The sequence below is a fragment of the Caballeronia sp. LZ065 genome, from assembly GCF_031450975.1.
Classification (GTDB): domain Bacteria; phylum Pseudomonadota; class Gammaproteobacteria; order Burkholderiales; family Burkholderiaceae; genus Caballeronia.
Genome location: NZ_JARUXV010000004.1, coordinates 1,392,343 through 1,405,514, shown reverse-complemented (window position 1 = coordinate 1,405,514; position 13,172 = coordinate 1,392,343). Strand labels below are relative to the sequence as shown.

The following is a 13,172-nucleotide window of genomic DNA, read 5'->3' as shown; positions in this document are numbered from 1 at the left end:
ACTTCTTCGAAGTGACCTTAAGCGGAGCCGTATGGGCGGATGTCATGCACCATGACGTGCTTCATGGTGATCGTCATGAAATCGAGCGGGGGAACGAGTTTGCCGACGAGTCCTTCAGTTGCCGCCTGAGCGTCCTGGCTTCGGAGAGATAACACTGCTTTTTGCGCCACGGTCGACTTCAATAGCATGGACATGAGCCCGTTTGACGCGAGACTGACGCGATGGGACGAACGAAAGATTATCGACGCTGGCTTTTCGCCCTTCCGAGTACGACGATACCCGGGTCGCTTGAGTCAGTCGCCATCCCCAGCTGAGTGCTTCAATTTCACCCACATGACCGATAACAGCTGATTCGCCTTTTACTTCACCTATGCTCAAGAAAATGTTGCTCATGTGTTTCGTACCTTAGAAATGTTCGTTCTGGATGGGCAGAATTTTTGTGTGTGGTGATCGTAAGGTAATAAACACGGCAAGAGAACTGGATAAATCTGATGCTTACTCGGTCAATTGATGAAATCGCTTTGCTCTGTTCACGTCATGGAGCGGCGCGATGAGGTACTACCAATTAACGAGCATGATGGTCAAGGGAAGGTGTACAGCCTTGAAAGAAAAGGGCGGTGCGAATCACCCGGGATCGCGCACCATGTGAAGCAGGTCTTGGCTGTAACTTATCTAAGGCGTTCAACCTTGATCTCAGGCATCCAGCGACACAAGCTCGAAGCGCGCCGTTGGCTTGTTCATGGCGATGCGCGCGACTGCGTTCGTGCACTGCGTTATCGTCTTTTGATCGTGCGGGACCAAGCGTACTTGACTCTTCTCAAGTGCATCGATTCGGCCCGTCATTGAACCAGCGTTCACACGCGCGCTCATCAGGAGCTCCGGCCCGCTGTACGGTGGGTGATGAGAGTTTGCGGTCGGAGCGAGCCGCGATCAATTTGGCTTCGGGCGTCGACCCGGACACTGCAACGTGACCGCAATGCGAACCCCGCTTCGTGCATGCCGTGACGAGCAGAGTGAAGCGGTGCACACAGCGCTCGGCGTGAAGTAGGCGCGAATTCATCCGGGTGCGGAACGTATCAGTCGCAGAGAGACAGATTTGCGTCGCAATCGGTCGAGCCTTCCTTTATATGGAACCTTATTTTTACAACACCGGCGAATCGATCCGTTTCGCCGCATAGCCACTCAGGCGCTTCAGCGGCAGTCTCCGCAGTTCCCGGCAGGTCAGGCGATGAGTCATCACGCGACGCGTGAAGGCGGGACATCGCTCATTCCAACGACAGAAACCGATCACGACGAGAAGAGGACGAGCACATGAGAAAGCGACATGCCGCAACCCGCAGGACACGCACTGCAAGCACGGCCCGGCTCGCGAGCCTCGCTGTCGCCGCGGGCGCGAGCCTCGCTCCGGCGCTGGCGCACGCGCAAAGCAGCGTCACCCTCTACGGCATCCTCGATGCCGGCGTCACGTGGGTGAACAACAGCGGCGGCGCGCATGTCGTCAAGTTCGATGACGGCGTTTCCTACGGCAACCGCCTCGGCTTTCGTGGCGTGGAAGATCTCGGCGGCGGACTGCAAGCCGTCTTCGTGCTGGAATCGGGCTTTCGTCTCGGCACGGGCCGCTATGCGTTCGGCGGCGCGGAGTTCGGGCGTCAGGCGTATGTGGGCCTGAAGAACCAGTGGGGCACGGTCTCGCTCGGCAATCAGCTCGACATGACCGAAGAGTTCGTCTATCTCTACAACATCTCGGCGTGGGCCAGCGGCTACGCAATCCATCAAGGCGACTTCGACCGCATGAACGGCGACCGCTTGCCCAACTCGATCAAGTTCCTGTCGAACAACATCGGCGGCTTCACGTTCGGCGGCATGTATTCGTTCGGCAACGTGTCGGGCAACTTCCATCAGAACAGCGCGTGGAGCGTCGGCGCGCACTACGCCGCGAACACCTTCAACGTAGGCGCCGCGTACACGCAGCTCAACAACCCGAACGGTATCTATGCGTTCGATCCCTACGCGATGATCGGCGCGCGCACGTTTCTCGGCCAACCGACCGTATCCGTCGATCCCGCGACGGGCGCCGTCACCGATCTCTACAGCGCGAACTCCTTTCCCGTCGACAAGCAAGGCGCGTTCGCGGTGGGCGCGGCCTGGACGCTCGGCAACCTGATGCTGTCGGGTAACTTCACGTACACGACCATCAAGGGGCTCGGCCAGACTTCGCACATGCAGGTGTACGAGGGCGGCGCATCGTACAACTTCAGGCCCGACCTTGCGCTGTACGGCGGCTATCAGCACACGCGCTTTGAAGGCAATCACTGGAATCAGGGATCGCTCGGCCTGCACTACCTGCTCTCGAAGCGCACCGACGTCTATATCTCCGGCGACTATCTGCGCGCCTCCGGCCCCATCGACGCCGTGATCGGCTACAGCTTCACGCCTTCATCCACCAACACGCAGTCCGACGTGCGCATCGGCATGCGTCACTCGTTCTAGGCTGCCGCGAGCCGCGCGGGACCGCCGTTGCGCAGTGCGCTTCGGTCCTGGCGCGGACTCGTGTTGAAGCGCGCGCGATACGTGCGCGAGAAATGCGACGGCGATTCGAAGCCGCACGCCACGCAGACCGCCAGGATCGACATGTCGGTCTGTTGCAGCAGTTCGCGTGCGCGCGCGAGGCGCAGACCGAGATAGAAGTGTGTCGGCGTGTCCTGCAGCGCCGCGCAGAACAGGCGCTCCAGCTGACGCCGCGTGACGCCGATGGACGCGGCGAGCGCATCGGGCGCCAGCGGTTCCTCCATGTTCTGTTCCATCACGCCGATCACCTGAATCAGCTTGCGATTGTGGATGCCATAGCGCGCGGCAAGTTGCAGGCGCTGATGATCCGACCGTTGCCGGATGCGGCCCAGCACGAACTGCTCCGACACCTGTGCCGCGAGGCCCGCGCCATGTTCACGACCGATCAGATCGAGCATCATGTCGATGGAAGCGGTGCCGCCCGCGCAGGTGATGCGGCGCGTATCGATTTCGAAGAGTTCCTGGCTCGTCTCGATCTCGGGATACTGTTCCGCGAATGCCGCCGCGGCTTCCCAATGCAACGTCGCGCGCTTACCCGCGAGCAGGCCGCAGCGCGCGAGGATGAAGCTGCCGGTGTCGATGCCGCCGAGCGTCGCGCCCGCGCGGTCCAGCCGCTTGAGCCAGTCGCCGAGTTCCCGTGTGAAGCCCGCAAGCGGCTCGAAGCCCGACACGACGAACACGGTGCGGGCATCCGTGACGTCCTTGCACGCGGCTTCCGCATTCACCGTGATGCCGTTGCTCGCGGCTACGGCGCCGCCGTCGGTGGAAAGGATATGCCAGCGATACAGATCGCCCGCGAAGCGGTTCGCGACGCGCAACGGCTCGATCGCCGACATGAAGCCGATCGACGAGAACTCGGGCAGCAGCAGAAAGTGGATGTCTTGTGGAGCGGGCATCGGAGGTTCGATGAAGGTAAGCCCTTCACCGTAGCAAGAGCAAAATGCATGCGCAATCCGGCGCGCCCCGTAGAGCGCGCCGGATCATCATGCGCGTTACCCCTTCAGGCGCGCGAGAGCGCGTGCGTCAGCGTCTGCGCAACCGTCGCGAGTTGCGGCTCGACCACGAGATCAGTGTGCCTGCCCTCGACCTTCATCACCTGCAAGCCGTTCTTCGCGACACGTTGCCATACCGGCAGCGGATCGCCGCGCATCGTCTCCAGAACGGTGGCCCGCACATAGACAATCGGACCGCCCTGGTAGTGGCGCGGCGTGTAGGTCGTCATCGCAACGCGCATCGACTCGCGCACGCGCATCAGCGCAGGCGGCAGGCCTTGCGCGTCGGGCGCGGCCTTGTGGGCCTGATGCCCCAGACGCATGCGGACGCGGTCCGCGAACGCGCCCGCCTTGGTGCACACATAGCCCAGGCGTGCCCGCGTATCGAGCGAGCGGAATTCACGCAGACGATCGGCGATGACGTCCGCCTGGAAGCGCGTCCATTGCGGGAACGGCAGGCAGTGTTCATGCACGTAGGTATCGAGCAGGCACAACATTTCGATCTGCTCGCCCGCGGCCACGAGCTGTTGCGCGATCTCGAACGCGATCAGCCCGCCAAACGAATAGCCGGCGATCGCATATGGGCCTTGCGGCTGCACTTCGCGAATCCGCCGCACGTAGCCTTGCGCCATTTTTTCGACGCTGTGCTGCGGTGCTTCGTCGCCGTCGAGTCCGAGCGCCTGCAGACCGTACACGGGCCGTTCGTTCTCCAGCATGCCCGCGAGCGTCAGGCACTCCATCACCGAGCCGGTAATGCTGTGCGCCATGAACAGCGGACGGCCCGTGCCCGCGCGCATCTGCACGACTGTCGAGCCCGTGGTCTGCGACCCGGAACCCGCGGCGAGCACGGCCGCGAGACGCGCGATGGTCGGCGCGACGATCATCGTCGAGAGCGTCAGTGCGTGGCCCGTGACGCGCTGCACGTCGGCGAGCATGCGCGCGGCCAGCAGCGAATGGCCGCCGAGGTCGAAGAAATTGTCGTCGCGGCCGATCGGCGAAAAACTGAAACACTGCTCCCACAGCGCGCACAGATAAGCCTCGAGTTGCGCGATGGATTCGCCCGGCGCAGGCAACGCGGTCCTCACGCGCGAAAGGGACGGGTGTTCACGAATGCGTTCGAGGCAATCCGGATTCGCCAGCGACGAAACATTGCGCGCCGGCAGGCCGTTCACTGCATCGCGGGCCGCGGCCTCGGAAGGTTTGCCGTTGTGCGTGACCGGCAACGCGTCCACCTGAACGATCACGTCGGGAACCAGCGCTGCGTTGCCTTGACGTTTCAACTCGCGACGGATACGCGCGGCGAGCGCCGCGTTCATCTGCGCACCAGGGCGCAGCACGAGCAGCAGCACGATGCGTTGCCCTGCCTCGCCCGCATTGGTGTCCGTCTGCGGCACGGCCATCGCCTGGCGGACTTCCGCGATGCCGCTCAGGATGCGGTAGATCTCGCCCGGGCTCACGTTGATGCCGCGCACGTTGAGCACGCCATCGCTGCGGCCATGCAGGCGCGCGGAGCCCTGTGGCGAGAACTCGATCACGTCGCCATGCGTCCATACGCCTTCGTTCGCCGCGAAGTAGGCTTGATGAAAGCGTGTGTGGTCGGCATCGCCGAAGAAGCCGAGCGGTCGTGAAGGAAACGGATTGATGCAGACCAGCTCGCCCGGCATGATGGTGCTCGCGCCCTGGTCGAACGCCTGCACGTCGAGGCCGAGGCTCCGGCACTGGGCCTCGCCTGCATAGACCGGCAGGTTGGGATTGCCCAGCACGAAGCAGCCGATGATGTCCGTGCCGCCGGATATCGATTGCACCTGCAAGGGCTTCACGTGGTCGTGGACCCAGTGGAATTGCGCGTCGTAGAGCACGGCGCCCGTCGACAACATCGCACGCAGCGCCGAGAGATCGAACTGCGCGCCGGGTTCGAGACCGGCGTCCTCGCTCATCTTGAGATACGCGGGGCTCGTGCCGAAGACCGTTGCGCGCTCGTTCGCGATGAGCCGCCAGAGCGTGTCCACCGCGGCCACGGGGCCGTCATAGGTGACGATCTCCACGCCCGATGCCAGCGCGGACAATTGCCAGTTCCACATCATCCAAGAGCAACTGGTGTGGAAGAACAGCTTGTCGCCGGGGCCGAAGTTGCTGTGCAGCCGGTGTTCTTTCACATGCTCGATGAGCGTGCCGCCCGCACCGTGGACAATGCATTTCGGCTTGCCGGTGGTGCCCGACGAAAACATGATGAACAACGGGTGATTGAACTCGAAACGCTTCCACTCGAAACGCAAGGCATTGCCGCGCAGAATCAGTGCACGCATTTCGTGCTGACGCACCGTCACGGAACTGGGCAATTCGGTTTCGTCGAGACAGACGATATCCGTGAGCGATCCCAACTGTGTCGCGACGGCCGCAATGTGGCCCGAGATCGAGCCGCCGGTGTCGAAGGGCCGCTGCGTGGTGTGCGCGAACAACATCTTCGGTTCGAGCGGCGCGAAGCGGTCGAGTATTGCTTGCACGCCGTTTTCCGGCGCGGCCGTGGAAAGCGTGGCGCCCAGCGCCGTCACCGCCAGCGCAACCGTGATCGCATCGCCGTCGTTGCGCATGATGGCGGCCACGCGGTCGCCCGGCTTCAAGCCAAGTTCACTCAGTGCGTGCGCAAGCCGCATGACCCGTTCGCGCAGTTCGCCGCGCGTGTAGGTGATGCGGCGGCCATCGGCATAACAGGAGGTCAGCGCGGGAGCGTCGTCGGAAGCAATGCGCCTGCTTAGCAGATTCTCGGCGTAATTCAATTCGACATTCGGAAAGAATCGCGCTGTTTCGGATTGCGTGCCAATACAAACCGGTTCATCCGATCCCGACCATTCAAGCCCTTCGGCCGAATCGAGGAAGTATTTCCAGAACTGCCGATATTCACGGCACGCAAATTCATGCAATTGGGCATAACTGCCGAAATGCTCGCCGATGATTTTCTCGAAGCCTTCAGTGAAGGCTGTCATGCGTGAAGCGCTGATCTGCTCGAAGGCGGGTTGAAACAACGGCTCGCGCGCGTAGCTACGCGCACGCTCTCGGATAGCGTCCTGTCGGTCCATTTTTATGCACCTGTAATTGGACTGCGTGGCTTTAAGCGCCTGGATACTCGAACCAAGACGGGAAATCTCTCTTTTTCCCTGCTGCGTGTCTAAGTCTGTGCCCGGCGTCGATCCCTCAAACGCAGATTACTCGTCCGGAAGGCATGGCAATGTACGAACTCCCACAAACTTTGCCGCCGTCGATGAAGGTTACTCTTGCTCGCGAGCATTTCATATTCATGAATGGTCGGGCTGCGAAATGACACACTCGCGACATTCCTGACCGAACGGTTTCCTTGACATCGTTCGCCTTGTCGTGAGCGAAATAACCGCCAGTCAAGATCAAAGCACGCAACGAAATACTTTTCGTTGCCGCCTCTCCCACCGCACGAACGGATGATTTTTGAAACGACGTCGCAAGCAGGCAAGTCGCAGTCGCCGGCGGACGTTCGCGCACTTTTATGCGGCGATACTTTTAACTCCATGCCGGCGCCACGAACCGGTTCATCGAGACAACCCACCACGGAAGAACGCCAATGAGACATCGCCTGATTTCCCAGCTGCTGATGGCCGGAACCTGCGCCGCGGGCGTGGCGTTTGCCTTGACGCAGGACGCGCGTGCGGAAGATGCCAGTTGCAAGACCGTGCGTTTCGTCGATATCGGCTGGACCGACATCACGTCCACCACCGCGCTTGCTTCGGTCGTGTTCGAAGGGCTCGGCTATGCACCGAAGACGACAGTGGCCTCGGTCCCCATCTCGCTGGCCGGCCTCAAGAGCAAGCAGATCGATGTCTCGCTCGGTTACTGGTGGCCGGTGCAGCAGAAGGCCGTCGAGCCGTATCTTGAATCGAAGAGCATCCAGAAGCTTGATCCGCCGAATCTGTCCGGCGCGAAGGCCACACTCGCCGTGCCGGCCTACGCTTATGACGCGGGCATCAAGACCTTCGCCGATATCGCCAAGCATCGCGACGAGCTCGACGGCAAGATCTATGGCATCGAGCCGGGCAGCAGCGCCAACGCGAAGATCCAGAAGATGATCGATTCGAACCAGTTCGGACTCGGCGGCTTCAAGCTCGTGGAATCGAGCGAAGCGGGCATGCTGGTGACGGTCGAGCGCGCCATCCGCGAGAAGAAGCCGGTTGTATTTTTGGGCTGGGAACCGCACCCCATGAACATCCAGATGAAGCTCGACTATCTCTCGGGCGGCGACGAGGTATTCGGCCCGAACTATGGCGAGGCGCGCGTCTACACGCTGACCAACACCGACTTCCTGTCGCGCTGTCCGAATGCCGGCAAGCTGGTGTCGAACCTGCGCTTCACGACCGATCTGGAAAACCGCCTGATGCAGCCCGTGATGAACAAGGAGCGCCCGCAGGAAGCGGCGAAGGCGTATCTGAAGAGCAATCCGCAGGTGCTGGATGCGTGGCTGGCCGGCGTGAAGACGGTCGACGGCAAGGACGGCTTGCCCGCGGTGAAGCAGTATCTGGGGCTTTGACACGCTGAGCAGTGCGCCCGACGTTCTCCTGGATCTTCGGGCGGGCAGGGAAAGCAGGAACCCTAACAGTCATCTGGAACGGAAACGCCATGAACCATGAAGTCATCGTGACCTGCGCGGTCACCGGCGCCGGCGATACCACCGCCCGGCATCCCTCCATTCCCGTCACGCCGAAGCAGATCGCCGAAGCAGCGATCGAAGCCGCGCGCGCGGGCGCAACCGTCGCGCATTGCCACGTGCGCGATCCGAAGACCGGCAGAGGCAGCCGCGACCCGGCGCTGTACCGCGAAGTCGTCGACCGGATCCGTTCGTCGGACGTGGACGTCATCATCAATCTGACGGCAGGCATGGGCGGCGATCTCGAGATCGGTCCCGGCGAAGAGCCGATGCGCTTCGGGCGCGGCACGGATCTCGTCGGCGGGCTGACGCGTCTCGCGCACGTGGAAGAGCTGCTGCCGGAGATCTGCACGCTCGACTGCGGCACGCTCAACTTCGGCGACGGCGACTACATCTACGTCTCCACGCCCGCCCAGTTGCGTGCGGGCGCGAAGCGCATCCAGGAACTCGGCGTGAAGCCGGAGCTGGAGATTTTCGATACGGGCCATCTGTGGTTCGCCAACCAGTTGCTGAAGGAAGGGCTGCTCGATGACCCGCCGCTGTTTCAGCTGTGCATGGGCATTCCGTGGGGCGCGCCGTCCGACACCGGCACGATGAAGGCGATGGTCGACAACTTGCCGCCCGGCGCGCACTGGGCCGGCTTCGGCATCGGCCGCATGCAGATGCCGATGGTCGCCCAGGCGATGCTGCTCGGCGGCCACGTGCGGGTCGGGCTCGAAGACAACCTGTGGCTCGATCGCGGCGTGCACGCGACCAACGGTTCGCTCGTGCAGCGCGCGCTCGAGATCATCGAGCGGCTGGGCGCGCGCGCGCTGACGCCCGCCGAAGGCCGCAGGAAGCTGGGGCTGCCCGCGCGCGGCGAGCGTCCGCTCGACAAGCGCTCACTCGAACAATTCGCCTGAACTTCACTCGCTCGAACTCAAACGGACCTCATCAACATGCAAGTCAAGCAATTCGCCGCGCTCGGCGCGGGTGTGATCGGCAGTGGCTGGGTGGCGCGGGCGCTCGGAGCAGGTCTCGATGTCACCGCATGGGACCCCGCGCCCGGCGCCGAAGCGCAATTGCGCGCCAACGTCGCGAACGCGTGGCCCGCGCTTGAGCGTGCAGGGCTGGCGGCGGGGGCATCGCCGGAACGCTTGCGCGTGGTCGCGACGGTCGAGGAATGCGTGGCCCAGGCGGACTTCATCCAGGAAAGCGCGCCCGAACGCGAGGAACTGAAACTTGCGCTGCATGAGCGCGTGAGTCGCGCGGCCAAACCGGACGCGATCATCGCGTCGTCGACTTCGGGCCTGCTGCCGAGCGACTTCTACGCGCGCGCCCTGCATCCCGAACGCTGCGTGGTCGGGCATCCGTTCAATCCGGTGTATCTGCTGCCGCTCGTCGAAGTGCTCGGCGGCGACACGACCTCGGGCGAGGCGATCGATGCAGCGATGAGCTTCTACGCGTCCATCGGCATGCGGCCCTTGCGGGTGCGCAAGGAAGTGCCGGGCTTCATCGCGGACCGGCTGCTGGAGGCGCTGTGGCGCGAGGCGCTGCATCTCGTGAACGACGGCGTCGCGACGACTGGAGAAATCGACGACGCCATTCGTTACGGCGCGGGCATCCGCTGGTCCTTCATGGGCACGTTCCTGACCTACACGCTGGCCGGCGGCGAGGCGGGCATGCGACACTTCATGCAGCAGTTCGGCCCCGCGCTGGAACTGCCGTGGACCAAGCTGGTAGCACCGCAACTGACTGACGAACTGATCGACCGCGTGGTCGACGGCACGTCGCGGCAAACCGGTGGACGCGACATCAAGGCGCTGGAACGCTATCGCGACGACTGCATTTCGAGCGTGATCGAAGCGATTGCGGCGGCGAAGGCGCGGCATGGCATCGAGGACTGAAGGAGCGACGATGATCTATCGCGACACCGTGAAGGCCGAATGGGTCGATTACAACGGCCATCTGCGCGATGCCTTCTACATGCTGATCTACAGCCTCGCGACCGACGCCTTCATGGACCGCATCGGTCTCGACGCCGCCGGCCGCCGCGCCCGCCAGCGCACCTTGTACACGCTGGAAGCGCACGTCAGCTACCTGCGGGAAATCAAGGAAGGCGCGGCGGTGCGGGTCGAGGCGCGGGTGATCGCGCATGATCGGAAGCGCATCCATCTGTATCTGGAGATGTTCGAGGGCGACTCGGCCGAACCGGTATCGGCGTGCGAGCAGATGCTGATGCACATCGACACCGGCGGCGCGCCGAAGTCGGCTTCGTTCGATGCGGACGTCGCCGCGCGCATTGCCGCCGAGCCGACGGTCGCGCCGGAGCACGCGCGTCATGCCGGACGCGTGATCGGCTTGCCGGCGCGCGCTTCGTCCACCGCGCCGGCCTGAGCGCGCCAGCTGCGCAGCAACAGCGCGTTGGTCACGACGCTCACGCTCGAGAACGCCATGGCCGCGCCTGCGAACATCGGATCGAGCAGACCGAACGCCGCCAGCGGGATGCCGATCAGGTTATAGACGAACGCCCAGAACAGGTTCTGCTGGATCTTCCGATAGGTGCGCCGCGAGATGTCGATGGCATCCGCGACCAGCGCCGGGTCGCCGCGCATCAGCGTGATGCCGGCGGCTTCCATTGCGACGTCGGTGCCGCTCGCCATGGCGATGCCGACATCGGCGGCGGCGAGCGCGGGGGCGTCGTTGATACCGTCGCCGGCCATCGCCACGATGCCTTGCGCCGATGCCCGCAACTGCGCGACGACGCGCGCCTTGTCGTCGGGCAGCGTCTGCGCGAACACCCGCTCCGCCGGAATGCCCAGTGCCCGCGCCACGGCTTGCGCGCTGCCTGCGTTGTCGCCGGTGATGAGCGCGCTCTGCACGCCCATCGCCGCCAGCCGTTCGATGGCCGCGCGGGCCGTCGGCTTGACGGTGTCGCCGAAGGCGAGCAGGGCGAGCACCTCGCGCCGCGCTTGCGTCTGCTCGATCAGCCATGAAACCGTGTTGCCGCGCGCTTCGAGCGCCTGCGCGCGTTCCATGAGCGAACGCGGTACGTCCGCGCCCAGTTCTTCGACCCAACGCCCGCTGCCGATGGCGATGCGCCGCTCGTTCACATTCGCCTCGACGCCGCGCCCCGCGACCGCGCGCGCCGCGTTCGCCTCGAAGCGCGGCGCGTCCGGATCGTCCAATGCGGCGGCCACGACGGCCTTCGCCAGCGGATGCTCGCTCAGCCGCTGCACGGCCGCCGCCAGCCCGAGCGCGTCTTCCCGCGCGTGTCCGGGCGCCACCTCGAATTCGACGAGCGTCGGACGGCCGACGGTCAGCGTGCCGGTCTTGTCGAACGCGACGATGGCGATGGCATGCGCCTGTTCGAGCGCCTGCGCGTCCTTGATCAGAATGCCCTGGCGCGCCGCGACGCCGGTGCCGGCCATGATCGCGGTGGGCGTCGCGAGACCGAGCGCGCACGGGCAGGCGATCACGAGGACCGCGACCGCGTTCAGCAGCGCCGTTTCCACGCCGGCGCCGTGCCACAGCCAGCCGGCCAGCGTCACGAGGGCGATCGCCAGGATCGCCGGGACGAACACCGCGGCGACGCGATCGACCAGCCGCTGGATCGGCGCCTTGTCGGCCTGCGCGGATTCCACCAGCCGGATGATGCGCGCGAGCGTTGTTTCCGTGCCGATCGCCGTGGTTTCGATCTCGATCGCTCCTTCGCCGTTGACCGAGCCGCCGGTCGTGCGCGCGCCGGTTTCCTTCGCGACGGGCAGGCTCTCGCCGGTGATGAGCGATTCGTCGATGTGCGTGCGGCCCGCGCGCACGATGCCATCCACCGGCACGCGCTCGCCCGGCCGCACGATCACGATGTCGCCGATCCGCACGTCCGCGAGCGGCAAATCGCGTTCGCGCGCCGGGTCGTCGCGGTCGCGCACGCGCGCGGTGGCGGGGCGCAGGGCATTGAGCGCGCGGATCGCGGCGCTGGTCTGGCGCCGGGCACGGGTCTCCAGCCACTTGCCGAAGCGCACCAGCGTGATGACCACTGCCGACGCCTCGAAGAACAGATGCGCGCCCATGCCGCCGTGCGCGAGCATCTGATAGACCGACAACCCCCACGCCGCCGACGTGCCGAGCGCGACGAGCAGATCCATATTGCCGGCAAACGCTCGCACCGCGCGATAGCCGCCCACGTAGAAACGCGCGCCGAAGCCGAACTGCACGATGCTCGCGAGCGTCAGTTGCAGCCAGGGATCGAGTTCGAGGCCGAACATCGGCGCGAGCAGCGGCAGGGTGATGAGCGCGGCAACCAGCACGGCAATGAGCTCGCGATCGACACCGGCCGCCTCGGCGGCCGGCGCCTCGGGCACGACGACCGCGGCTTCGTAGCCCGCCTTCGCGACCGCAGCGACGAGCTGATCATCGCTGACGGCGGCGCTGGCGTGGACCGTGGCCTTTTCAGTCGCGAGGTTGACCGCGACGCTTTCGACGCCGGGCACGCGTTTCAAGACCTTCTCGACCCGCATCACGCAGGATGCGCAGGTCATGCCGCTGACGGCGAATTCCGCGGTGCGGACGGCGGGCGTGGATGATTCGGTGGACATGCTGGAACACTCCGGTCTGGCTGGGGCGTGCGACAAGGACAAACGACTGACAAGTCGCTGCACTCCCTCACCCCGCCAGTATCGGGCTTCCAATCGTGGGAAGGTCAAGGCGAAAGCGCAGGAATACCATGAGCGGCGTCGTGTATCGCTGAAACAATACGGACGATGGTCACCATGCGCCGCAGTTTTCGACCCGATGGACGTCACCATATTCCGCTATCGTAGTGCCGGCTGACGAAGGCGCGCAGGGGTGGCCTGGACACATCGCCGGCGTGCGTTTTCGGTGGCTTCGCCCCAATTTTCGAAACGCCGCCGGCCTTTTGCACGCTGCTTCTTGCCTATCGTCAGCGGATAAGTTAAAACCCGAAT

The 13,172-nt window shown here is 64.3% G+C and carries 9 protein-coding genes; 5 read left to right on the top strand and 4 right to left on the bottom strand.

All coding sequences use genetic code 11. The features are described 5' to 3' along the window. Window positions 1–114: 114 nt before the first annotated feature. Window positions 115–393, bottom strand: coding sequence for a type VI secretion system tube protein Hcp (locus QCE63_RS32985; protein ID WP_309839014.1), 279 nt, complete (start codon window positions 391–393; stop codon window positions 115–117). 918 nt (window positions 394–1,311) lie between these two features. Here QCE63_RS32985 and QCE63_RS32980 point away from each other — a divergent pair. Beyond that, on the top strand, window positions 1,312–2,490 hold the full coding sequence (locus QCE63_RS32980) for a porin (protein WP_309839012.1): 1,179 nt from the start codon (window positions 1,312–1,314) through the stop codon (window positions 2,488–2,490). Here QCE63_RS32980 and QCE63_RS32975 read toward each other — a convergent pair. After that, window positions 2,487–3,464, bottom strand: coding sequence for a GlxA family transcriptional regulator (locus QCE63_RS32975; protein ID WP_309839010.1), 978 nt, complete (start codon window positions 3,462–3,464; stop codon window positions 2,487–2,489). The genes QCE63_RS32980 and QCE63_RS32975 overlap by 4 nt on opposite strands. Before the next feature lie 104 nt (window positions 3,465–3,568). Beyond that, window positions 3,569–6,637, bottom strand: a complete 3,069-nt coding sequence (locus QCE63_RS32970; RefSeq protein ID WP_309839008.1) for an acetoacetate--CoA ligase — start codon at window positions 6,635–6,637, stop codon at window positions 3,569–3,571. 515 nt (window positions 6,638–7,152) lie between these two features. On the opposite strand from QCE63_RS32970, the gene QCE63_RS32965 reads away from it, so the two are divergent. From QCE63_RS32965 to QCE63_RS32950, 4 genes are all read left to right on the top strand, one after another. Then, window positions 7,153–8,112 carry a choline ABC transporter substrate-binding protein gene (locus QCE63_RS32965; RefSeq protein WP_309839007.1) on the top strand — a complete coding sequence of 320 codons (960 nt, stop codon included), beginning with the start codon at window positions 7,153–7,155 and terminating at the stop codon, window positions 8,110–8,112. A gap of 89 nt (window positions 8,113–8,201) precedes the next feature. Next, the gene (locus QCE63_RS32960; protein WP_309839005.1) at window positions 8,202–9,131 is read left to right on the top strand and encodes a 3-keto-5-aminohexanoate cleavage protein; all 930 of its coding nucleotides are present in this window, start codon (window positions 8,202–8,204) and stop codon (window positions 9,129–9,131) included. Window positions 9,132–9,167: 36 nt separating this feature from the next. Further along, window positions 9,168–10,115 carry an L-carnitine dehydrogenase gene (locus tag QCE63_RS32955; protein ID WP_309839003.1) on the top strand — a complete coding sequence of 316 codons (948 nt, stop codon included), beginning with the start codon at window positions 9,168–9,170 and terminating at the stop codon, window positions 10,113–10,115. After that, window positions 10,099–10,605, top strand: coding sequence for a thioesterase family protein (locus QCE63_RS32950; RefSeq protein WP_309839001.1), 507 nt, complete (start codon window positions 10,099–10,101; stop codon window positions 10,603–10,605). The genes QCE63_RS32955 and QCE63_RS32950 overlap by 17 nt, the downstream gene beginning before the upstream one ends. Here the strand turns inward: QCE63_RS32950 and QCE63_RS32945 are convergent. After that, entirely contained in the window at window positions 10,548–12,803 is a 2,256-nt protein-coding gene (locus QCE63_RS32945) for a heavy metal translocating P-type ATPase (RefSeq protein WP_309838999.1), read from the bottom strand. The two genes, QCE63_RS32950 and QCE63_RS32945, sit on opposite strands and share 58 nt — an antisense overlap. Window positions 12,804–13,172 lie beyond the last annotated feature (369 nt).

Excerpts from the sequence above, each read along its gene's own strand:
- QCE63_RS32955 (WP_309839003.1), top strand. The coding sequence starts at position 9,168 with ATGCAAGTCAAGCAATTCGCCGCGCTCGGCGCGGGTGTGATCGGCAGT.
- QCE63_RS32960 (WP_309839005.1), top strand. The coding sequence starts at position 8,202 with ATGAACCATGAAGTCATCGTGACCTGCGCGGTCACCGGCGCCGGCGAT.
- QCE63_RS32965 (WP_309839007.1), top strand. The coding sequence starts at position 7,153 with ATGAGACATCGCCTGATTTCCCAGCTGCTGATGGCCGGAACCTGCGCC.
- QCE63_RS32945 (WP_309838999.1), bottom strand. The coding sequence starts at position 12,803 with ATGTCCACCGAATCATCCACGCCCGCCGTCCGCACCGCGGAATTCGCC.
- QCE63_RS32970 (WP_309839008.1), bottom strand. The coding sequence starts at position 6,637 with ATGGACCGACAGGACGCTATCCGAGAGCGTGCGCGTAGCTACGCGCGC.
- QCE63_RS32975 (WP_309839010.1), bottom strand. The coding sequence starts at position 3,464 with ATGCCCGCTCCACAAGACATCCACTTTCTGCTGCTGCCCGAGTTCTCG.
- QCE63_RS32985 (WP_309839014.1), bottom strand. The coding sequence starts at position 393 with ATGAGCAACATTTTCTTGAGCATAGGTGAAGTAAAAGGCGAATCAGCT.
- QCE63_RS32980 (WP_309839012.1), top strand. The coding sequence starts at position 1,312 with ATGAGAAAGCGACATGCCGCAACCCGCAGGACACGCACTGCAAGCACG.
- QCE63_RS32950 (WP_309839001.1), top strand. The coding sequence starts at position 10,099 with ATGGCATCGAGGACTGAAGGAGCGACGATGATCTATCGCGACACCGTG.